General features: G+C 58.8%; 21 protein-coding genes. 14 read left to right on the plus strand and 7 right to left on the minus strand.

What is annotated here, in order from left to right; genetic code table 11:
* The first annotated feature begins 26 nt into the window (after positions 1-26).
* From JNL86_02565 to JNL86_02575, 3 genes are all read left to right on the plus strand, one after another.
* Positions 27-329, plus strand: a complete 303-nt coding sequence (locus JNL86_02565) for a hypothetical protein (protein MBL8041784.1) — start codon at positions 27-29, stop codon at positions 327-329.
* Between the two features lie 21 nt (positions 330-350).
* Positions 351-614, plus strand: coding sequence for a hypothetical protein (locus JNL86_02570; GenBank protein MBL8041785.1), 264 nt, complete (start codon positions 351-353; stop codon positions 612-614).
* Positions 615-1,448: 834 nt separating this feature from the next.
* The gene (locus JNL86_02575; protein MBL8041786.1) at positions 1,449-2,477 is read left to right on the plus strand and encodes a hypothetical protein; all 1,029 of its coding nucleotides are present in this window, start codon (positions 1,449-1,451) and stop codon (positions 2,475-2,477) included.
* A 271-nt stretch (positions 2,478-2,748) separates the two neighbouring features.
* Here JNL86_02575 and JNL86_02580 read toward each other — a convergent pair whose 3' ends face one another.
* The 7 genes from JNL86_02580 to JNL86_02610 form a co-directional block, all read right to left on the minus strand.
* Entirely contained in the window at positions 2,749-3,267 is a 519-nt protein-coding gene (locus JNL86_02580) for a hypothetical protein (protein ID MBL8041787.1), read from the minus strand.
* Between the two features lie 159 nt (positions 3,268-3,426).
* Positions 3,427-3,858 carry a DUF393 domain-containing protein gene (locus tag JNL86_02585; GenBank protein ID MBL8041788.1) on the minus strand — a complete coding sequence of 144 codons (432 nt, stop codon included), beginning with the start codon at positions 3,856-3,858 and terminating at the stop codon, positions 3,427-3,429.
* A gap of 543 nt (positions 3,859-4,401) precedes the next feature.
* On the minus strand, positions 4,402-5,112 hold the full coding sequence (locus JNL86_02590) for a phosphatase PAP2 family protein (GenBank protein ID MBL8041789.1): 711 nt from the start codon (positions 5,110-5,112) through the stop codon (positions 4,402-4,404).
* 332 nt (positions 5,113-5,444) lie between these two features.
* The gene (locus JNL86_02595; protein MBL8041790.1) at positions 5,445-5,672 is read right to left on the minus strand and encodes a hypothetical protein; all 228 of its coding nucleotides are present in this window, start codon (positions 5,670-5,672) and stop codon (positions 5,445-5,447) included.
* Between the two features lie 198 nt (positions 5,673-5,870).
* On the minus strand, positions 5,871-7,151 hold the full coding sequence (locus JNL86_02600; GenBank protein ID MBL8041791.1) for a dicarboxylate/amino acid:cation symporter: 1,281 nt from the start codon (positions 7,149-7,151) through the stop codon (positions 5,871-5,873).
* A gap of 193 nt (positions 7,152-7,344) precedes the next feature.
* Positions 7,345-8,640 (minus strand): class I SAM-dependent methyltransferase, encoded by a 1,296-nt coding sequence (locus JNL86_02605; GenBank protein ID MBL8041792.1) that lies wholly within the window; start codon positions 8,638-8,640, stop codon positions 7,345-7,347.
* Between the two features lie 83 nt (positions 8,641-8,723).
* A complete protein-coding gene (locus tag JNL86_02610) occupies positions 8,724-9,056 on the minus strand; it encodes a helix-turn-helix transcriptional regulator (GenBank protein MBL8041793.1) in 333 nt (110 codons plus the stop codon).
* Positions 9,057-9,172: 116 nt separating this feature from the next.
* On the opposite strand from JNL86_02610, the gene JNL86_02615 reads away from it, so the two are divergent.
* The 11 genes from JNL86_02615 (at position 9,173) to JNL86_02665 (ending at position 20,508) form a co-directional block, all read left to right on the plus strand.
* Positions 9,173-10,051 carry a pirin family protein gene (locus JNL86_02615; GenBank protein ID MBL8041794.1) on the plus strand — a complete coding sequence of 293 codons (879 nt, stop codon included), beginning with the start codon at positions 9,173-9,175 and terminating at the stop codon, positions 10,049-10,051.
* On the plus strand, positions 10,048-10,158 hold the full coding sequence (locus tag JNL86_02620; GenBank protein ID MBL8041795.1) for a DUF2630 family protein: 111 nt from the start codon (positions 10,048-10,050) through the stop codon (positions 10,156-10,158). Before JNL86_02615 ends, JNL86_02620 begins: the two co-directional genes overlap by 4 nt.
* Before the next feature lie 103 nt (positions 10,159-10,261).
* A complete protein-coding gene (locus JNL86_02625; GenBank protein MBL8041796.1) occupies positions 10,262-10,885 on the plus strand; it encodes an NAD(P)H-dependent oxidoreductase in 624 nt (207 codons plus the stop codon).
* A gap of 49 nt (positions 10,886-10,934) precedes the next feature.
* On the plus strand, positions 10,935-11,396 hold the full coding sequence (locus JNL86_02630) for a DUF5069 domain-containing protein (GenBank protein ID MBL8041797.1): 462 nt from the start codon (positions 10,935-10,937) through the stop codon (positions 11,394-11,396).
* A 46-nt stretch (positions 11,397-11,442) separates the two neighbouring features.
* The gene (locus tag JNL86_02635; GenBank protein ID MBL8041798.1) at positions 11,443-12,006 is read left to right on the plus strand and encodes a thioredoxin domain-containing protein; all 564 of its coding nucleotides are present in this window, start codon (positions 11,443-11,445) and stop codon (positions 12,004-12,006) included.
* 286 nt (positions 12,007-12,292) lie between these two features.
* Complete coding sequence (locus JNL86_02640) at positions 12,293-13,003, plus strand: SDR family oxidoreductase (GenBank protein MBL8041799.1); 711 nt, start codon at positions 12,293-12,295, stop codon at positions 13,001-13,003.
* 35 nt (positions 13,004-13,038) lie between these two features.
* Entirely contained in the window at positions 13,039-14,232 is a 1,194-nt protein-coding gene (locus tag JNL86_02645; protein MBL8041800.1) for an efflux RND transporter periplasmic adaptor subunit, read from the plus strand.
* A complete protein-coding gene (locus tag JNL86_02650) occupies positions 14,229-17,411 on the plus strand; it encodes a multidrug efflux RND transporter permease subunit (GenBank protein MBL8041801.1) in 3,183 nt (1,060 codons plus the stop codon). Before JNL86_02645 ends, JNL86_02650 begins: the two co-directional genes overlap by 4 nt.
* A 1-nt stretch (position 17,412) precedes the next feature.
* A complete protein-coding gene (locus tag JNL86_02655) occupies positions 17,413-18,846 on the plus strand; it encodes an efflux transporter outer membrane subunit (GenBank protein MBL8041802.1) in 1,434 nt (477 codons plus the stop codon).
* Positions 18,847-18,951: 105 nt separating this feature from the next.
* Positions 18,952-19,815, plus strand: a complete 864-nt coding sequence (locus JNL86_02660) for an MBL fold metallo-hydrolase (protein ID MBL8041803.1) — start codon at positions 18,952-18,954, stop codon at positions 19,813-19,815.
* A 51-nt stretch (positions 19,816-19,866) separates the two neighbouring features.
* Positions 19,867-20,508 (plus strand): NAD(P)-dependent oxidoreductase, encoded by a 642-nt coding sequence (locus tag JNL86_02665; GenBank protein ID MBL8041804.1) that lies wholly within the window; start codon positions 19,867-19,869, stop codon positions 20,506-20,508.
* Positions 20,509-20,549 lie beyond the last annotated feature (41 nt).

Consider the following 20,549-nt stretch of genomic DNA (forward strand, 5'->3'; position numbering starts at 1 on the left):
GCCCGAACTTTTAGAGGAGGCCTGTTATGGCATTTAATCAGGTCGGAGATTTCTGGTTGGCGCCCGGTGAATCCACCCGTATCCATCTCGCCCTTGGGGGCCTGGTCAATGAAGCGGAGTGGGGAGGGTTCGATTTCGGCGCTCAATGGATCATGGCCGACGGCGTCGGGATCAACCCGGTGCGGCTCATGGTCAGCGAGCATACCAAGGAAAAGAAGCCCATTCGCCTGCATCCCGGTTCACCGAGTCCGATCGTCTATTCGGTCACGGTGACCAACATCGGCGAGGAGTTGGCCCATTTTACGATTCAGGGCGGCGGGAACGTGTAAACGTTTCGAAGGAGGGTGCACGTGAAAGCGAAGCGGACCATGCATGTGCTGACAGATAAAAAGGGCGCGATCGTGGGAGGCGGCTTGCTCACTCCCGGCAAGGATCACAAGGGCAAACCGGTGCACATCCGGATCGAGCCGATGAAAGGGCAGTCGTTGAAAGAAGTTACCGTGCCGGCCGAACTCGCGCGTTTGGAAGGAGCGGACTTCTTCAGCCGGTTGATGTGCGAGTTTCATCTGCCACGCGGCAAGAAGGAACTGGTACGGAAAGCCACCAAACGGTAATCCGGTGGTACTCGGCGCCAGTTCGGAGAGCTATTGAGCGACCCTGGCGTTAGGCCGAGGTCCCGCCATTCTTTGCCACAAAGGCTCCTACCTTCGCGATCAATATCGAAAGCACGGTAATCATACCGAACCTCACGATTCCGAGCGGCAAGAGGTTGCCGGGACCTTGTGTCCGCAGCATGCAGGTCATGTGTCCGGCGAGGGGCGCAGCTCCCCAACATCAGGGTGTGTTGGGTTCAGGGTGCCCAAGAACGGTGGACAGTGCACAGACCACCGCAAGGCCGAGAGGCCAATACAGATCGGAATGCAGAGCCTCGCGTCTATAAGAAACTCCCCAAAGGAGGACTCCACACGACGATCCCACCGGTCACCGCTGCCACATAGAGCCAGATATCACGCCTTATCGAGCGCCCCCTTGCCGAATATGAGCGAATGGCTCGATCCAGTCTCGTCGTCAGGCTCGCGGTCTTGCCGGATCGCTATAAGCATAGTGCGCCATTTGACGTTCAGGCCATCGATGTTGGGCAGCTGAACGAAGCACGGCAGCGAAGGTACTGAAGGTAATAGCCGCCAGCTCGACAGACTCAATGGGCGCACAGAGCGACCCGTGCGAGTTCGCTCAAAGTTCATGCGGCGGCGTCGCAATATCGAACAATTGTGCAACGCGTAGGCAGGCATACGGATTGCTCAGAAGCTGGTCGTAGACGACTTGCTTTCCGGTATATGCTGCGTATGTCTCATCAACGTCGACCATTTCCCATGCTCCCTTGCATCGTTGTACTGGTTGTGATCGTTCCTGGGCTCTCGTTCTGTCTTCTCGGCCTCTTGGAGTTGATGCTCGAAAGGGAGCATGCCAGGCAGTGGACGGAACTCTCGATGCAGTTCAAGCCATTCTATTGGTGGCATTTTGTGACTCATGATGGGCGAGACCTCGGGTATGAGCATAAGGGGCCGCTACAACTCGCACTACACCCGTTTGCGATTTACGCCAATTTGCCAAATCAGCATTCCGATCATTTTTCAACCGATGCACACGGTTTTCGAATCAGTGGAGGTGATCGATCACTCGATACGCCTGCGCGAGTGGTCTTGGTGGGAGGGTCCACGGCGTTCGGGACGGGCCTCGAGAGCGATAGAGAGACGGTCGCGTCTCAGCTTGCACAACGCCTGAACGTGGAGGTCATCAATGCCGCCGTGATCGGCCATGGCTCAGGACAAGAACTCACCTATCTGCTGACCGAGTTAGTGGATTTACACCCTGACGTGGTCATCGCATTGGATGGGTGGAATGACTATTACAAGCACCTTGAGGTTCGTGATCCGCATCTGCTCGGGATGAACGGGTTCGATGAGATCGAGGACCAGTTGGTTGCCTCGGCACAGCTCAGTGACTCCGCGCTGCTCACTCGTCTCTACGCCCTTCCCCGTATAGTGTTCCCGCGACTTGTCACTCGCGTACGACACTCGCGAATCGGACTCTGGATGGGGTGGTTCACGCGAGAGGAGATACCGCCGCAGCCGCTGGATCTGGCCGCAAGCCGTTATGCCGACAATCTCATCAAGATGCATAAACTTGGAGGCGCATTTGACTTTCAATTTCTTGCGGTCATGCAGCCGGACGTGGATCGCGGGGCAGACTATCAACGGTTCCGTGCGAGGGCCGAGTCTCTGTTGGCTCGTGAAGGCGTGAGGGTTTTGAACCTGGGGGAGCGTCAGGAATTTCTTCCCTCCATGTTCCTCGATACGATGCACCTTGACGGAGCCGGACACGGTCTTATGGCAGACCTCATTGCTCGAACGATTCGACACGAACATCTGTTGGCCAGCGCGCAGGGGACAATCGTCCCGGAAGTCATCCGGTGATCGACTCGTGTGAAAGCGATCCCTCAAGAGGCAGGTGCGCGTGATCAACGATCGTCAGGCAGTGTGAAGTTGCGCCATCCGTCTGGTTTTGGGAAGGGGCGGCCATAGGCGCTGAGAGAATATGCTCGTGGCCTGATGGGGCGAAGTTGGCTTGATACACATCCGGTTGCCCCGGTCATGCGTTGAAGGAGTCCTGCAACATTCGATGCGATGTCTCGGTTGAACCAAGCCGCAATACCTGCCGAACTCGCGCGAATGGAATCCGTTCCGCTCACTCGCGTACCCGTTCGGGCCTGAGGGCGGGACGTCCCCGCTGCAGGAGGAACCAGCCGTAGCACAGGAACAGCACCGTGAAGTTTGGGATGAGGATGGCCGACTGGTTCCATTGCCACCCGTCGAATTTCCAATCAAAAAGCGGCCAGAGAAACGGCGTCGGGAAGAAAGCAAAGGAATGGGTGGGAATGTCGACCAACACGTGCAAGCCCCAGGCGCCGAGCTCCCAGACCGGCTTCTTTGTGAGAGCCCAGAGCAGGGCAAAGACGGCAAGAAACAGCACGAAACTATGGGTGACATTGTAGAGATGATGCACATAGGGCGGGATGGTGGATTCCGGCGGTGTCCCATGGCTGAAATCCGGCTGCGGCGACAGCCCCAGCGCGGCGGCGACCCACAGGATGCCGAACGAGAACAGATCCGGCGCCAGACCGATTGCGAAGGCCAGCCAAAAGCTCGCGCGACTCTTCCGCCCGAAAGCCAACGCGCCCCATAGGCCGTGAGATACGATATCCATGCTTCGCCGCTCCTTACCGGATTAGCCGCGCACTCATTATAATGGGAGCTGTGACGATGAGGCCACTTCGCGATGGTTCTAACGCCGAAACGGGCGGCAGCGGCGAAATGTTCTCACGATCGTGGCCGCTCCCATCAGCGGCGCCATACCGCGAACGACTCAGACGAATCGGCTGCGTTCTTCGGCAGTGGGGACCCGGCAAGATGGGGCCTTGCCCATAAGTCGGTAGCGGTGGCGCGCCACATAGTTGTACATCACGTCGCGCAGGGGGCGGGGTATCAGGCAGAATAGCGAGAGCAACGGCCAGCCGCCGGAAAGTTGTCGGACGATTCTCAAGGCCGCGGTGGATTTGGTAAACACGCGGCCGCGTTCCAGCAGAACAAACGTCTCGAAATCCCGGGCGGGCAATTCGAGCAGCTTCAGCAACTCCTGGCCCTTATCGGATTGCAGGGTGGCGAAGTGAAAGCGGCCTCGGTCGCGAGCCATCGTGAAATTGATCCAGGCATTGCACCAGTTGCAGATGCCGTCGAAGACAATCACCCGCTCCAGCCCCGCCCATTCATGTGTCGTGGGATCGATTCTCAGGCTCATGCGCATCATTGTACCCGACTGAGCTGCAAAACGGCGGCGGCAGTTCCTGCGGGCTTCCTTGCCCATTTGGGGGTGAGGGCGTGCGTGATGGTTCCGTTCCTGTAGATATCTCTTACGGTACGGACGTCGCCCCGTCGTTGTCTTCCCCAGGAGGACTCGGCTGGAACGGTTTCGATCTGGGCTTTCATCTCTCCGGTCGTTACACGTTCGACACGGCCACGGTAAGATGGGGTTCGCCATCGTTTCCGAACTCCACGACTCCCATTCCCTCAACCGTGTTTGCCATCCATCCAGTCGTGGTTCGTTCCGCGAGCATGTCCGCCGGAGACTTCGGGACACAATTCCGACCAGGCATGTGTCGGCTACTTCCAGGCTTGGATGCAAATCTCCAACACCCCCGCGCATACCGTTCGCTCATATTTGTTCAAGCTCTGAGAGCGGTGCCACAGCGTGGAGTGCTTTCACCGGTTCCAGTGCGACTCTCATCTGGCATGCGGGAGGAAAAACCTGATGCGGAAGGCGAGGAAGTAGGCGCGGCGATACTCAGTGGACAGCGGCGGCCTTGACGAGATGCCAGAGATTCTCGGCGAGCCACCGTGAATCTTTAAAGAGGTGTGCCAGTTCAGAGGTCACGATGAAAAATGCGGGATAGAACAGGTGCGGGCTGGAGTGGCTCCACTTCAGGATGTCGTCGAGTAATGGTCGGCTCAGGCCGCGGCATTTCCAGGTTATGATCACGGCGGTCACGCCCAGCAGCGCTCCCGATAGAATATCGGTCGGAAAGTGGAGGCCGAGATAGACGCGCGGCAAGGAGACCAGCACGGCCGCGTGAAGAAACCCGAACAGACCGATCATCGGAGAGACCAGCCACAGGCCGGTTGCAAGGGCGAAAAAGAGGGACGCATGGTCGCTCGGGAACGAACTCCACCCTGCTAGGAAGTCGGCCGGCATGGAATAGGGAAGGGTGAACTGCAGGGTGGCAGTGTGAATCGGTCTGGATCGATAGGGCAGGGTGAGTTGAAGCAAGCGGGCGACTGCCACTGCGGACAGGGCGCCCACGATGGTGAGTAAGACCGTTCGTCGATCCTCCTCCTGTCTGGGACCACGAAACCAGGCCCACCAGAGCAGCGGCAGGCAGAGATACCCTTTCAACAGGTCGCTGTCGCTGATCGTCATGATCAGACTATCGACCGTCCAGGAATGCTGGGCGAACTGATTGAAGAAGCCGAGTATGGTCTGATCGAGACTATTCATCCGCACATGATACCAATCAGAGCCCTATTGCCAAAGAAAAAGTACGTAATCAGGATAGACCAGGGGGCGGAGTTCTTCGCCCGGGAGCGATAACATACGCGAGAGGGAGTGCGGTTGTAAATGTTTAAAGGTAAGGTCGTAGAGATTTACACGGTTATCGGGACGGGAGTTAGGCCGGTGTTCGGAGGGCGAACCGTTCCTAGTCCCAGCCGCATCCAAGGTCAGTCGTGGAGATGGCTGTCTCGTATGTGAGTGTTCAGCATGGTCTGTTCGATGCTGCGGGGTGAGGTATCCAGCGCCGTATAGGCATGCAGGCTGATGTCATACCCGAATCAGCTTCGGTAGACTGGCTTCAGATAGATCGTTCTGATGTGCGCCATGTCCTTGACGCTACAGATTACCGCCAAATCGACGCGCTGACTCACGGACGAAGAGCAGTAGCCATTTTCCAGATCTCGATAGAGATCGTACTCATTCAATCCCACCAGTTCGTTTTCGCCCTTGTTCAGAAACGTGCCGATGTAGCGGGCGTGTATCGAGTGGCGCCGTGTATCGATCAATCGGCGTGGCGCCTCAGCGTGACAGCATGCCTTTCCTGGCTGTGATGATTTCATCGGCATAGGCTTTCGGACAGAGTGCAGCAATATGCATGGGACACGATTCCTTCCGGTGTGGCACATTTGGAGAATGACACCCATGCTCGCTCGAGACAGTGCGCCAACGCTCACCCGAACGGGCGCGACGCACGACTCCGAGGGTCATCCCTTCTGCTTTCCATCCAGCAGACAACTCACATTCATGTCGCCCATGACATTGATCGCCGTCCGGCAGCGGTCGAGAAACCAATCCACCGTGAGCAGGACGGGAATGAACTGCACGGGCAGGCCGACGGCTGTGAAGACCATGGTCATCGTGACGAGGCCGGCCTCGGGAATGCCGGCAGCGCCGACTGAGGCAATCACGCTCGTGAGGACGACCATGAATTGTTGGTGTATGCTCAGGTCCATCCCGATCATTTGCGCAATAAACAGGGCCGCCATGGCCTCGTAGAGAGCGGTGCCGTCGTTGTTAAAATTCGCTCCGACCAATGCGCCCATGCTGGCGGATTGGTCGCGCAGGCCCACGCGATCTTTCAGGACCGCATAGGTCACCGGCATTGTGGCCGTTGAACTTGCCGTCGAGAAGGCCATGACCAGCGCGTCGCGTCCATCCCGAAGCAGTTCGCGCGGGCGCACCCACGATCCGAAGCGGATGCGGACGAGATAGTAGGTGGCCTGGATCGCGAGCGCGAGCAGCACGCTGAGCACAAAGACGCCGAGCGCCTGGAACTGTGCGAAACCCTCCGTCCCCACAATGCTCGCCACGATGCCGAACACCGCGAGGGGCACCACGGCGATGATCCAGTGCAAAATTTTAATCAGCGACTCCAGCACCAGTTCGACCAGGTGTTCGACCGTACCGAGGGGGCGGTGACGTTCCGTGCGCAGGGCCATGCCGAAGGCCACCGCGACGAAGATGACACCAATCACCTTCCCGTCGTCACCCAGCGGACCCAGCAGGCTTTTCGGCACGTTTTCAATAAATGCCACGAGTGGGTTGACCGTAGCTGTAGTTTCGACGGAAGGTTCTGACGGGGCGAGTCCCGCACCCCGCCCCGGTTGGATTACATTGGCGACGGTCAGCCCGATGGTGATTGCCACCAGCGTATTCATCAATAACAACCGTGGAAGGCGTACGGCTAGTGGTCCGCCGAGATGTGTTGTCATGAACGTGTGCACAATCGCCGCAAGAATCAGCGGCGGCGCCAGCGCGCCGAGAAGGCGAAGTACGAGCTTGCCGGGCACTGCCAGAAAGGCCGCCTGGTTTCCCAATAGAAGCCCGGTTGCGACGCCCAATATCACGCCGATGATGATACGTCCATACAGCGGGAGGTTGTGCCATGCTGCGACCAGGCCCGTGTGCGAAGTTACGACGGCCCTGTGCTCCAACGTGGGATCATCCACGAACTGGTACTCCGATGCGTGGTTCCTCAGGGACATGCGCAATCCGCTAATCGGATTGTGCCCAGATCTAGCCTGCTACGGTGTTGTGGATACTAGCAGATCTGATTCGGCCGGGGCGAAATGAATGGGGGGAGCCGCGATGGATGTCTCACATGTTGAAATATAACAATCGGCCGATGAATGTATGGGCGGGTGAGGCGAATTGATGAGTTGGTGCGCAGAAGGGCTGTTAGGGATGCGAATCAACCAATGCGTGAGTGGCATACCAGTCGTCCCGCGTGAGGGGCAGATCCGTCGCTCCATCCTGCGTTTTAGACAACAAGGTTTGATAGAGGTTGAGCCGGCCTGTGGCAAAACCATGAGCGGCGCTGGCCAGATACAGTCGCCACAGTCGCCAGGTGGACTCATCCATGGTGCGGTTGACGGGCGACAGGTTGCTCTCCAGGCGCTGTCTCCACCGCCGAAGCGTCAACACATAATGTTCCCGCAAACTTTCGATGTCCCTCACCTCAAAGCCGGCGGTCTCCGCCAGCCCGGTTGTTATGGAGATCGGCACCAGCTCGGCGTCCGGGAATACATACGTATTCACAAATGGCCCGAATGCGCAGCGTTCTCCGTGCCGAATCCCAATCCCATGATTCAGAAAGGTCCCGCCGGGTTTCAGTAAATTCCAGATGTGTTGAAAGTAAAGGGGGAGTTGCGACGCTCCTACGTGCTCGATCATGCCGACACTGACGATTTTGTCATAAGTCTCGGGGGTGTCCAGTTGACGATAGTCGCGGAGTTCGACCCGGCATCGATCCGTAAGGCCATGTTGTGTGATCAATGCGGTTGTGAATTCGGCCTGCTTCTCGCTCAACGGGATGCCGCAGGCATCGACACCATAGTGCCGCGCCGCATGCACGATCAGCGCGCCCCAGCCGCATCCCACGTCCAGCAACCGATCACCCCGCCGCAGACGCAACTTCTTGCAAAGATAATCGAGCTTTCGTACCTGCGCGGCATCGAGGTCATCGGTGGAGGAAAAATAGGCGCATGAATACACCATCCGTTGATCCAGCCAGGGGGCATAGAACTCTGCGGGATGATCGTAGTGGTGCGCGATGGCCTGTTTGTCCCGATGTAATGAATGCGAGGGACCAGTGACTCGTGCGGCCAGATCATGTGCCTTTGACGAGTGCTTCGAGGCCGAGCTCAATAATCTGAAGCCCAAGCGCAGCCGGTTTTCCCAGGTCATGGTTTGATGTGAAAGATATTCGGCCAGTGGAATGGCCGCCTCGAGGTCACCTTCGACCTCCAGTTCACCGGAAATGAAGGCTTCGGCCAATGAGAGTTCATCGGCTTGCCAGAGCATGGTTCGCAGGATGGACGGGTTTCGGATAATGAGCGTAAATTTGGAATCTACGCCAGAGTCAGTCTGCCGGATTATGCCATCCCATAGTCGGATCTGAAAGTCGCGCGGGTGATACTGCTCGAGAAGGTCTACGAGCAGGCCATCGGTATCGTGAGTCGTTGAGCCACGCATGTCGCCTCTCGACAATCCTACCGCAGGGAGGTCTCTGGTCTACTGGGCGAAGCCCTAGCGGGAAACGGTGGCGACAGACGCCGTTAGGCATCCCGGGATTTTCGTTTGGCATGCGGATGTGCGACGGCCCAATCATGCATGGCGACCAAAATGGGCTCGAGGGAGCGTCCTCGCGAGGAAAGGCGATATTCCACGCGCGGTGGAATTTCCTTGAAATCCAATCGTTCCACCAGGCCATCGGTTTCCATTTCACGTAACTGTTTCGCCAGCGTGCGGTGCGTGATGCCTTGGAGGTCGCGCTGTAATTGATTAAAGCGTCGCTCGCCCTTCAGCAACCAGTAAATGACCATCACTTTCCAACGACCGGAGATCAGGGCGAGCGTTCGCTCCGTCGGGCATTCGGTGTTTTTTGCCATGTGCAGTATCCCTGCGGACCGTACTTGAAAATCGTACGTACAAGCCTATATTACTCCTCAAGAGAAAATCAAAGATCGAGCGATTGGGATCACCCCGTATCGAGAAGGGAGCAGACATGAAGCAGATTGCAGAAGTCCTGCGTGCTCATGGCAGTCATTGGGTCGGTGACGGGTTCCCCGTCCGGTCGCTGTTTTCGTACCATCATGATAGCGCAGCGATCAGCCCGTTCCTGTTGTTCGATTATGCGGGCCCCCATCAATTCGATCCCACTGATGAGCCGCGTGGCGTCGGGCAGCACCCGCATCGCGGATTTGAAACCGTGACCATCGTCTATGACGGAGAGGTCGCACACCGGGATTCCGCCGGGAATGGCGGGGTCATCGGGCCGGGCGATGTCCAGTGGATGACGGCGGCTCGCGGCATCATTCACGAGGAATTTCACTCACCACACTATACCAAAACGGGCGGTCCGTTCAGGATGGTCCAGCTCTGGGTCAATTTGCCGGCCAAAGACAAAATGAGTCCGGCAGGGTACCAGGGGATCACCGACGCCGATATTCCGGTCGTCTCCTTTACGGGCGGACAGGCCAGGATCATTGCGGGAGAATTTCGCGGTGTTCGTGGACCGGCACGCACGTTCACGCCCGTCAATCTGTGGGATCTGCGTCTCCAGCAAGGCGCTGATCTCACGCTCACCCTGCCGGCAGGGCACAATGCCATGATCGCGGTGCTTACGGGCCAAGTCGTCATCAACGGCACGCAGACCGCCGGCGAGGCGGAAATCGTCCGGTTGGAGCGCGACGGCAGCGATCTGACCATCCACGCCGATCATGACGCGATCCTGCTTGTCTTGACCGGCGAGCCCATCGACGAACCGGTGGTTGGCTATGGCCCGTTCGTCATGAACAGCGCGGCTGAAATTCGGCAGGCCGCCGACGATTTCAACAACGGCCGCTTCGGCAACATGGACTCATCGCAACCGCTTGCCCGGTGAGTCCGACGGTCGAGCCATGGCAGCGTCGCGCGCTGCGCGAAGTCGGGGAGAACCCCAATGCCCCGCAGGTTCGTTCGCCGGAAATCGTTGAGAAATACCTGCGGTAGCGGGCAACACCACGCTCGACTCCCAGCCCGCTTCGGCTCATAGTTGGTGCAGGCGTTTCGGTTCAGCAGCTGTTCTCGGAATGTCTGCACTCAGGGGGATCCTATGCCGCATGCATCCGACACGATTCGCATCGTTATCATCAATGGCAGTGTCCGTCCGGGTAACTATACCAGCATGGCGTCCGCGCTGGTCCTCGATGAATTGAAGAAACACCGACAGGTCACGACCGAGGTCATCGATCCTGCCACGTTACAGCTGCCGCCGCCTGGGACGGATCCGCAATCCGCAGCCGCCACACATCTGCAGCAGAAGGTGGGAGAGGCCACGGGAGTCGTCCTGGCCACACCTGAGTATCATGGCAGCTTCAGCAGCGTGATGAAGCTCGTGATCGAAAATCTTGGCTTTCCGTCCGCCTTGTCGGGAAAACCGGTCGCATTACTGGGCATCGCCGGCGGCACGATCGGCGCCGTGAAATCATTGGAGCATTTGCGCAGCGTCGTCTCGCATGTCGGAGGACTTGTGTTGCCGCTGCCGATTTCGATCGCGAACGTCGGGGAGGTGTTCGACCGAGAAGGTCGTAGTCTTGACCCGGGTGCTGAGCAACTCATCCGCGGGGTCGGCACGAATCTGCTCACCTACATCGAGCAGAATGTCTGTCCCCGGGTGACACTTGAACGGCTACGGAGCGAAGGACAACAGGTGTCGCCGAAGATCATTGCGGTATAGCCGGTTCCAGAATGGTCGAGTGGAATGATGAAACGCAGAGGAGTGTTCAATGGCGCATGATCTCAAAAAAGTCGGTGTGCTGGCCAAAGACCTGCGCGTACAACCCCCGCGCAGTCCACGGGAGAAGCTCGCCGGATATGTCATCTTGGGGCGTAGTGTGGATAAGTGTCGCGCGTTCTTACTGGGCATCAACGGAGAATATAACTACCAGCCTTGCTCGCTAGCCGCGCAGTTCTTCACGTTCACAGGCATCACCGCGGAGCAACTCAAGGAGCTGGTCGCAGCCGGTGCGACCGATGCGGAGGTTGCGGAATGGGTCACCCGGCAACCCGGGCACAAGACTCCCATAGAGATCATCCGCTGGAACAATACACTCCGTGACATGCGGCTCAGCGAGATGGACGACCATGCCCAGGAATATTTGGAGGAGTATATCGAGCTCCACCTGCCTTCCGATAAGCCGGTGTACCGCTGGTTTGATGTCTATGACATCGAAGAGAAGCGACTCTGAGCCGTGCCGGAAGGATGTGATCGAGTACGTCACGTTGGAGGACATCATGACGACGTCCAAGCCATCTACCATGCCGTTGTCTCGGCCGGTCGAGGATCGTGATCATGCCATTGGTCAGGCCGATGCCGCGGTCACGCTGCTTGAGTACGGCGACTTCGAATGTCCGTATTCGCAAGAGGGGACCGCGATCGCGAGAGTCGTGTATGAAGAGTTCCAAGGGCGTCTGCGATTTGTTTTTCGTCACTTTCCGCTGACGAAACATCCTCATGCGCAGCAGGCGTCGGAAGCGGCCGAAGCGGCGGCGGCACAGGGAAAGTTCTGGGAGATGGCGGAGATCTTGTTCACAAACCAACAGGCGCTCACGACTCGGAATCTGATCAGGTATGCAGAGCAACTCGGACTAAATACGAAACAGTTTGAACGGGACCTCTCCGAACACCGGTATGCGGAAACCGTGCAGGCTGATGTCCTTAGCGGGAAAGAGAGCAGGGTCACAGGGACGCCCACGTGGTTCATCAATGGTGAACTGTATGACGGTCCGGACGATCATGAGACGTTGAGAGCGGTCCTGCAACGGCACCTTCGCACAGTCGAAGCCTGTGATCCGTGACGTGAGAGGGGGGCAATGGGCCGCCTATTCGGCTCACCGAGCCACGACTCGCTCCTGGAAGAGCAATACCGGAGAAGCTGGATCCACAAGCCAAGAGCGTCAAAACCATCGAGGCCAACATCAAGACATGGTCGATCAATACCAGTCATCAAAACAGCAGGCACGCCATGGAATCGGGACGATTTGTCGGCTGCAAGACCATCGGTTCGAAGCTGGTCGACGCAACGCACGTCAGTTCGATAACGAGCCGACGAAATAGAGGCGGATGCCTCAAGGAAACAGGACGATGTCATTGAAGGGAACAGTTGTGTTGATTGCCGGGGGATCCGGCGCACTCGGACGAACGGTCACACCGATCTTTGCGCGAGCGGGCGCCCGAGTCATCACCGCAGACCGCGATCCGCCGCCGGACGAGATCGCCGCCGGGAACGCAATGAAGACGGATGTCACTGATGAGGCGGCTGTGCGCCGCCTTGTGGATGACGTGATTCGAACCGCAGGCCGTCTTGATGTGTTGGTGAACCTCGTCGGCGGTTTTGCCATGGGGCCTGTCGTGGAAACCGATCTGTCGCTCTGGCAGCGGATGTTGACCATGAACGTGACCTCGGCGTTCCTGCTGTCGAAAGCCGTTCTGCCCCATATGATGGAACGCGGAACCGGTCGCATTCTGCACGTGGCGGCGTGGGCGGCAATCGAGCCGTTCCCCGGTGCCGCCGCCTATCTCGTCTCGAAATCGAGCTTGCTCGCGCTCATTCGCGTATTGGCGCTCGAACTGAAAGACTCGGGAGTGACGGTCAACGGGGTGCTGCCGACCACCATCGATACGCCCGCCAATCGCGCGAGTATGCCGAAGACCGATCCCTCCTCCTGGGCCAGACCGGAATCCATCGCCGAAACGCTGCTGTTTCTCGCCTCGGACAAAGCCGGTCAGATCACCGGGGCCATGATTCCCGTCGGCACCGGTGGCGGAACATCCGTCGGTAGGCGGTCATCATGAGACCGGATCATGAATCTCTCTTGGTGCGCATGATGATGAATGAGACTCCAGGCAACATATTCGCAGTCAGCATAATGCTGTTCATCGGTGCGCTCGCATTGTCCGGATGTAAAGGAGAGGCCGGTCCTCCGCCGGCGCCGCCGATGCCCGAGGTGCAGGTGATCGAGGCCTCTCTTCAGACTGTCCCCGACGAACCGGAATTCATCGGACAGGCCGAAGCCTCGAGTATCGTTGAGATTCGGCCACAAGTGACCGGTATCATCAAACACCGCTTCTTTTCCGAGGGACGCGACATCAAGCAAGGCGACCGTCTGTATGAGATCGATCCCCTTCCCTTCAGGGCGGCGTATGTCAGCGCGAAAGGCCGGGTTGCTCAAGCCGAGGCCCGACTCGTCCAGGCCAAGCAGAATCTGCAACGGGTCAAGCCGTTGCTCATTGAAGACGCCGTCAGTCAGAAGGACGTCGACGATGCGGTCGCCGAAGACCTCGCCGCTCGGGCTTCGCTGGATGCGGCGAAAGGCGATTTGGTCAAGGCCAAATTCGATCTGGATAACACGCTCGTGACGGCTCCGGTCGACGGCTTGATCGAACGGACGCGCTATCATCAAGGCCGGTTGGTGACGGCTCAGACCGACTTGTTGACCGTCATTCATCAAGTGGATCCCATGTATGTGATCGTGAGCGCCCCGGAGAGTTTTCTCCTGAAGCGCAGACGGGACACGCTGTCGAAACGGATTCAGCATCCCGGGATTTATAGTCTCACCGGCACCATCATCTTTGTGGACGGCACGACCTATGCCCACGAAGGCAAGTTGGATTTCACGGACATCAGCCTACGGACGGAAACGGGCTCCCGGCAGGCGCGGGTGGTTTTCCCGAACCCGGACCGCGTGCTCTTGCCGGGCCAGTTCGTGACCGTACGGTTTCACGGCGTGTCGAAACCCGATGCCATTCTGGTTCCGCAGCGGGCGGTGCAACAGGGGCCGAAAGGCACGGTGGTGTATGTGATCGGTCCAGGCGACAAGGTCGAAGTTCGCGACGTGAAGGCGACGGATTGGCAGGGTGATCGATGGCTGATTGAGGAGGGGCTTCGCGTCGGGGAGCGTGTGATGGTAGACGGATTTCAACGGGTCGTACCGGGGGCCCAGGTCAAGACCGTTCAGGTGTCCCCCGCAGCGAGCGCCGCCGGTTCCTCCGGTGTCGTCACCGAGACGGATCGGCACAAATGAACCTGAGTGTGTTTATCGATCGTCCGATTTTCGCGTCGGTTCTCTCCATCATCATCATCGTGGTGGGACTGGTTGCGATGCAATCCCTGCCCATCTCTCAATTTCCGGAAATCACGCCGCCGGTGGTGCAGATCGAGGCCGATTATCCGGGAGCCAGTGCGGAGGTCGTGGCGGAATCCGTGGCGCGCCCGATCGAACTGCAGCTCCCGGGCATCGATAACCTTCTCTACTTCGATTCGACGAGTACGAACGATGGGCACATGAGCATCCGGCTCACGTTCCAGATCGGGACCAACGTCGATATTGCGCAGGTCCAGGCCCAAAATCGACAGAAACTGGCCGAGCCACAGCTGCCGCCTGAAGTCGTGCGGCAAGGGATCACGGTCAAGAAAATGTCGCCGGACCTCCTGGCCGTCATGGTCATGCAATCGGACGATCCGCAACAGGATGCCTTTTTTCTCTCTAACTTTGTCACGCTGCGTATCCTCGACAACATCAAGCGCCTGCCGGGCGTCGGTGACGCGTCGGTGTTCGGGCAACAGAACTACAGCATGCGGCTGATCCTCGATCCGGTTCGCATGGCGCAGCTCAGTTTGACGCCGACGGATATCGCGAACGTCGTGCGCGAACAGAATCGGGATTTTCCCGCCGGCACGATCGGTCGGGAACCGATGCCGGTGGCCACCGAACTCACGCTCCCACTGATTACCGACGGCCGGATGTCGGATGTCCGCGAGTTCGAAGAGATGATCGTACGGGCCCTGCCGAACGGTTCCATGGTCCGGCTCAAGGATGTGGCGCGAGTGGAACTGGGCGCGCAGTCGTACGTTCTCGAAGGCCGCTATAATCGCAAACCGACCGCCCTCCTCCTCACGTTTCTGTCGCCCGGCGCCAATGCGCTCGACACCGTCAAGCGGGTCCGCGCCGAAATGGAGCGCATGAAGAGAGTGTTTCCGCCCGGTGTCACGTACGACATTCCCTACGACACCACGCGTTTCGTCGAGGTCTCCATTCACGAAGTCATCGCCACGTTGCGCGATGCCATGATTCTCGTCCTGCTGGTCGTGTATCTCTTCTTGCAAAGTTGGCGCGCCACGTTGATTCCCGCATTGGCGGTTCCGGTGTCCTTGATCGGCACGTTCGCAGGCATGGCTGCCCTGGGCTTTTCGATCAACACGCTGACGCTGTTCGGGTTGGTGCTCGCCATCGGGATCGTGGTGGACGACGCCATCGTGGTCGTCGAGAACGTGGAACGCCACATGGCGAACGGATTGTCGCCGAAAGACGCGGCGAAGAAAGCCATGGGCGAAGTCGCCGGTCCCGTCATCGCCATCGTGCTGATTCTCTGCGCCGTGTTTGTGCCGGTGGGGTTTCTCGGGGGTATTACCGGTCAGTTGTATAAGCAGTTCGCCATCACGATCGCGGTCTCCGTCATCATCTCGGGATTCGTGGCCTTGACCCTCAGCCCCGCACTCTGTGCGTTGCTCTTGAAGCCGAGTCACGAATCTCACCGAGGCCTGTTCGGACTCTTCAACCGCGCATTCGATCGGATTCAAATCCGCTATACGAGCGGCGTGAGCCTCATGTTGAAACATGGGGTGCTGTCACTGGTACTGTTCGGTCTGCTCCTCGTGGTCGCTGCCGGTCTGTTTCGCACGATTCCGATGGCGTTTTTGCCGGATGAAGACCAGGGGTATTTCATCACTGTCGTGCAGCTCCCGGACGGAGCCTCGAAAAAACGGACGGATGCCGTGCTGGATAAAGTGGAGGAGTACTACCACACCCTCCCTGCGATCTACGGGACACAAGTCCTGTCGGGGCAGAACTTTGTCTTTAATACGCGGGGCACCAACACCGCGACGATGTTCACACCGCTCAAACCGTGGGATGAGCGGACGAGCAAGCAGGATCATGCGAAGTCGATTATCGGCGGCGCGTTCAGAGAGTTTGCCAAGATTCCCGGTGCGCTGGTGCTGGCTTTCAATGCGCCTTCGATCCGCGGGCTCGGCGCGACCGGCGGGTTCTCCCTGCAGCTTCAAGACCCGAGCGGAGGGGACTTCAAAAGGTTCGGCGCCGTGGCGCAGGAATTCGTCGCCAAGGCGAGACAAGACCCTGCCATCGGATCGGTCAGTACGAGTTTCCGCGTGAGCGCTCCGCGCGTGCAGGCGAAAATCAATCGGGAACGGGCCAAAGCGCTCGGGGTACCGATTTCTGAAGTTTTCGATACGCTCCAAGCCTATTTCGGGAATCTGTATGTGAACGATTTTGTCAAGTTCGGCCGCGTGTATCGCGTCCAAACCGAAGCCGAACCCCAGTACCGCGCACGCCCGACAGACATCAGCAAAATCTATGTACGGGCGACGAACGGACAGGGGGTTTCGATGATTCCGCTCGATACGGTTGTCACGACCACCTATTCCAGCGGGCCCGATCCTGTCACCCATTTTAACGGGTTCAACACCGCGCTCGTGCTCGGGTCCGCGGCGCCGGGATACAGTTCCGGCCAGGCGCTCGATGCCTTGGAACGGGCGGCCAAAGAGGTGCTCCTCCCGCAGGGCTTCGACATCGATTGGAGCGGCATTTCCTATCAGGAGCGTAAGGCGGGAACACAATCGGTGGTCGCGTTCGGGTTCGGGCTGCTGATGGTGTTTCTAGTACTGGCCGCGCAATACGAGAGCTGGAGTGTTCCCTTCGCGGTCATTTTGGCCGTACCGTTCGGTGTGTTCGGCGCGCTGACTGCCGTGTGGCTGTTAGGAATGTCCAACGACATTTATTTCCAAATCGGCCTGGTCACCCTCATTGGGCTTGCGGCGAAGAACGCCATCCTGATTGTGGAGTTTGCCAATCAGCGCTATGCGCACGGACTCTCGCTGAAGGACGCCGCGATCGAAGCAGCACGGTTGCGGTTCCGGCCGATTCTCATGACCTCGATGGCGTTCATTCTTGGCGTGGTGCCCTTGCTGCTGGCCAGCGGCGCCGGGGCCGCCAGTCGCCATTCGATCGGCACAGGCGTCTTCGGCGGGATGCTGGCCGCAACCTTCCTGGCCGTCTTTTTTGTGCCCTTGTTCTTCGTGATCGTCCGCTCGTTCGTCCGACCGGCAGCGAGACCGGTTCCGACGGGCGGAGCCGAAGGAGTTCAGCCCGGATCGACCTCGATACCCAGAGCGGGAGGAGAGTGACATGCGCATTGTCGTGTTGATGGGAGTGGCCGCACTGCTGTCGGCCTGTGCAATGGGGCCGGATTACTCGCGGCCCGACATTCCCGTCACCGATTCGTTTCGGATGGCCGGGGAGGAGAAAGATCTGCCATCGCTCGCCGACATGCCCTGGTGGGAACTCTATCGCGATGAGGCACTCCAGAAACTAATCCGCATTTCGCTGGAGGAGAACAAGGACCTTGAACGCGCCGTCGCGACCGTCGAGGAATTCGAGGCCCGGCTGTTCATCGCGCGGACCGACTATGCGCCGCAAATGACCGCAACGGCCAACGGTCCCGTGGTGCGGCGAGGCGGTGTCCGATTTCCTGGATTCGCCAACCCCTTCAACTATTACTTGCAGGGCAATCTCGCTTGGGAAATCGATGTCTGGGGGCGCATCCGCCGCTCCAACGAAGCCGCACGGGCCGACCTATTGGCCCGGGAAGATAACCGGCGCGCGATCGTGCTGCAGTTAGTCGGAGGTGTGGCGCAGTCGTATTTCGATCTGCGGCAGTTCGATCTGCAATTGGAAATCGCCGAGCGCACCTTGAAGGCGTGGAATGAATCGGTTCGTATCAGCCAGGCACGCCACAGACAGGGATTGATCGACCGGCTGGATGTCGAGCAGTTCCAGGCCGAGCGGGAAAACGCGGCTGCCCGTATCGCTGATTTGAAACGCCAAATGATTCAAAAAGAAAATGAACTGAGCGTGTTATTGGGGAGAAATCCCGGTCAGATTCCTCGGGGCCTGTCGTTGACCGGGCAAATGATGCCACCCGTCGTGCCGGCCGGCCTGCCCTCCGAGCTGCTGCAGCGGCGCCCGGATATCGTGCAAGCTGAGCAGCAGTTGGCGGCGGCGACCGCCAGGATCGGGGCGGCCAAGGCCGACCGCTTTCCGAAAATCTCCCTGACCGGGACGTTGGGCATCGCCAACCCGAGCTTATCGAAGTTGTTTACCCCCGGCGGCGATTTCGGGGTGTTGGGTCCGGGGCTGACCGGCTCGTTGCTGAATGCGCAGGCACTCGGGTTCCAGCAGGATGCGGCCGAGGCTCAGGCTCGTCAGGCGGTGGCCCAATACAAGCAGACGATCCTCGTCGCGTTCAAAGAAGTTGAAGATGCGCTGGTGGGCGTCAGCACCGCCCGCGAGCAGGAGGCGGCGCAAGATCGACAGGTCAATGCGTTGCAAGCGGCGCTGCGACTCGCCAATCTCCGCTATAAAGGCGGCCTGGCGAACTATCTGGACGTGCTGATCGCGCAACGCAATCTGTTCGACGCCGAACTCTCCCTGGCCTCGACCCGTCGTTTCTATCTGACGTCGGTGGTCCAACTCTACAAAGCGTTGGGGGGAGGGTGGTCACTAGAGGAACAGGGGCGGGCGCGGCCGATGGCGGCTGCCGGCGGAGCGCAATCCAATTGATGCACGGTTCATCATTCATGTGGTCGATGGACGAGATCCTCCTTCAGGGCGGCGTCATCGACAGTTCCCATGAGCATGTCGCGGGATAACCGAAAGGAGCGTTCTATGCCGATTTCGAAATGGTTCCCCTGTTGGCTGATCATCGGCTGTCTGTTGATGCTCAGTGCAGAAGCGGCGGCCCAATCATCCCGACCCGATGATGAAATCACCAAGCTGGCCGACGACGTGTATCTGTTCCGGCATCAATTCCATCAGGCCATTTTTATCACGACGCCGAAGGGAGTGATCGTTACCGACCCGATCAACGCCGATGCGGCCGCTTGGCTGAACGCCGAGATCAAGAAGCTCACGGATCAGCCGGTGCGGTATGTCATCTACAGCCATCACCATAACGACCACATCACCGGCGGCAGCGTCTTTGCCGGGCAGGCGATCTTTGTCAGCCATGCTCTGGCCCGGCCGAACATTCTGCAGGCGGCGGATCCGACAACCCCCGTTCCGGACCTCACCTTCACCGACCGCATGTCCATCGATCTCGGCGGCACACAGGTCGAATTGATTTACACGGGCAAGAACCATTCGGACAACAGCGTGGTGATGCTGCTGCCGCAGCGCAAACTGCTGTTCGCCGTTGATTTCATTCCCGTCGAAACCGTCGCCTACCGCACACTGAAAAGCGACTATCCCGACGAGTGGATCGAGTCGCTCAAGAAGGTGGAACAGTTGGATTTCGAGGTGCTCGTGCCAGGCCACGGGAAGATCGGCAGGAAGGACCACGTGCGCTTGTTTCGCGGCTATCTCGAAGATCTCCGTGCTGCCGTCCTCGAGCATGTGAAGCAAGGCCGCAGCCTGGAAGAAAGCAAGCAGGCCGTGCGGCTTCCGAAATACGAGCAGTGGCAGCGTTATGCCGATTGGTTACCGGAGAACGTGGAAGGGATGTATCGCTATCTGTCGCAGGTGAACCACTAAGTCTCCTGAACTCGTGATCAGCGCGTAAGCCCGTTTACTTGGAGGTGCATGGTGAAAATCGCATTGATCGGCGCCACGGGATTCGTCGGATCGGCTCTGTTGCAGGAAGCCTTGGGCCGCGGCCATGAGGTCACGGCCATTGTGCGAGATCCGGAAAAATTGCCGCCGCACCGGCATCTTCTTCCCCGGAAAGCCGATATCTACCAGGCCGATGAGGTCGCTCGTGTGGTAGGCGGTCACGACGCCGTTATCAGCGCGTTCAATCCAGGATGGGGCAATCCAGACATCTTCAATCTTCAGGTCAAGGGCGCCAAAGCCATTATCGATGGCACGAAAAAGGCCGGCGTGAAGCGATTGCTGTTCGTCGGCGGGGCGGGTAGCTTGGAAGTCACACCAGGTGTGCAGGCCGTGGATCTGCCGGGCTTTCCCGCGGAATATAAGCAAGGAGCGCTGGCAACTCGCGAAGCCCTGAACCTACTGCGGAAAGAACCGGATTTGGATTGGTCGTTTCTCTCTCCTTCCGCCGATCTCTCACCAGGCCAACGGACAGGCACGTTCCGGCTCGGCACGGATCAGATGTTGAAAGATGCGAACGGACAAAGCCGTATCTCGACGCAGGATTATGCCATGGCCATGATCGACGAGGTGGAACGGCCGGCTCACATCCGACAACGTTTCACGGTCGGGTATTAGTCTCGGGAGATCAACCGAAGAAGAGAACATATCCCAGGGGC

Source organism: Nitrospira sp. (assembly GCA_016788885.1).
GTDB lineage: Bacteria > Nitrospirota > Nitrospiria > Nitrospirales > Nitrospiraceae > Nitrospira_A.

What these genes read in the sequence shown, in the direction of transcription:
- JNL86_02565 (MBL8041784.1), top strand. Translation starts at nt 27, where the DNA reads ATGGCATTTAATCAGGTCGGAGATTTCTGGTTGGCGCCCGGTGAATCC.
- JNL86_02575 (MBL8041786.1), top strand. Translation starts at nt 1,449, where the DNA reads ATGCTCGAAAGGGAGCATGCCAGGCAGTGGACGGAACTCTCGATGCAG.
- JNL86_02580 (MBL8041787.1), bottom strand. Translation starts at nt 3,267, where the DNA reads ATGGATATCGTATCTCACGGCCTATGGGGCGCGTTGGCTTTCGGGCGG.
- JNL86_02585 (MBL8041788.1), bottom strand. Translation starts at nt 3,858, where the DNA reads ATGAGCCTGAGAATCGATCCCACGACACATGAATGGGCGGGGCTGGAG.
- JNL86_02590 (MBL8041789.1), bottom strand. Translation starts at nt 5,112, where the DNA reads ATGAATAGTCTCGATCAGACCATACTCGGCTTCTTCAATCAGTTCGCC.
- JNL86_02600 (MBL8041791.1), bottom strand. Translation starts at nt 7,151, where the DNA reads ATGTCCCTGAGGAACCACGCATCGGAGTACCAGTTCGTGGATGATCCC.
- JNL86_02605 (MBL8041792.1), bottom strand. Translation starts at nt 8,640, where the DNA reads ATGCGTGGCTCAACGACTCACGATACCGATGGCCTGCTCGTAGACCTT.
- JNL86_02610 (MBL8041793.1), bottom strand. Translation starts at nt 9,056, where the DNA reads ATGGCAAAAAACACCGAATGCCCGACGGAGCGAACGCTCGCCCTGATC.
- JNL86_02615 (MBL8041794.1), top strand. Translation starts at nt 9,173, where the DNA reads ATGAAGCAGATTGCAGAAGTCCTGCGTGCTCATGGCAGTCATTGGGTC.
- JNL86_02625 (MBL8041796.1), top strand. Translation starts at nt 10,262, where the DNA reads ATGCCGCATGCATCCGACACGATTCGCATCGTTATCATCAATGGCAGT.
- JNL86_02630 (MBL8041797.1), top strand. Translation starts at nt 10,935, where the DNA reads ATGGCGCATGATCTCAAAAAAGTCGGTGTGCTGGCCAAAGACCTGCGC.
- JNL86_02635 (MBL8041798.1), top strand. Translation starts at nt 11,443, where the DNA reads ATGACGACGTCCAAGCCATCTACCATGCCGTTGTCTCGGCCGGTCGAG.
- JNL86_02640 (MBL8041799.1), top strand. Translation starts at nt 12,293, where the DNA reads ATGTCATTGAAGGGAACAGTTGTGTTGATTGCCGGGGGATCCGGCGCA.
- JNL86_02645 (MBL8041800.1), top strand. Translation starts at nt 13,039, where the DNA reads ATGAATGAGACTCCAGGCAACATATTCGCAGTCAGCATAATGCTGTTC.
- JNL86_02650 (MBL8041801.1), top strand. Translation starts at nt 14,229, where the DNA reads ATGAACCTGAGTGTGTTTATCGATCGTCCGATTTTCGCGTCGGTTCTC.
- JNL86_02655 (MBL8041802.1), top strand. Translation starts at nt 17,413, where the DNA reads ATGCGCATTGTCGTGTTGATGGGAGTGGCCGCACTGCTGTCGGCCTGT.
- JNL86_02660 (MBL8041803.1), top strand. Translation starts at nt 18,952, where the DNA reads ATGCCGATTTCGAAATGGTTCCCCTGTTGGCTGATCATCGGCTGTCTG.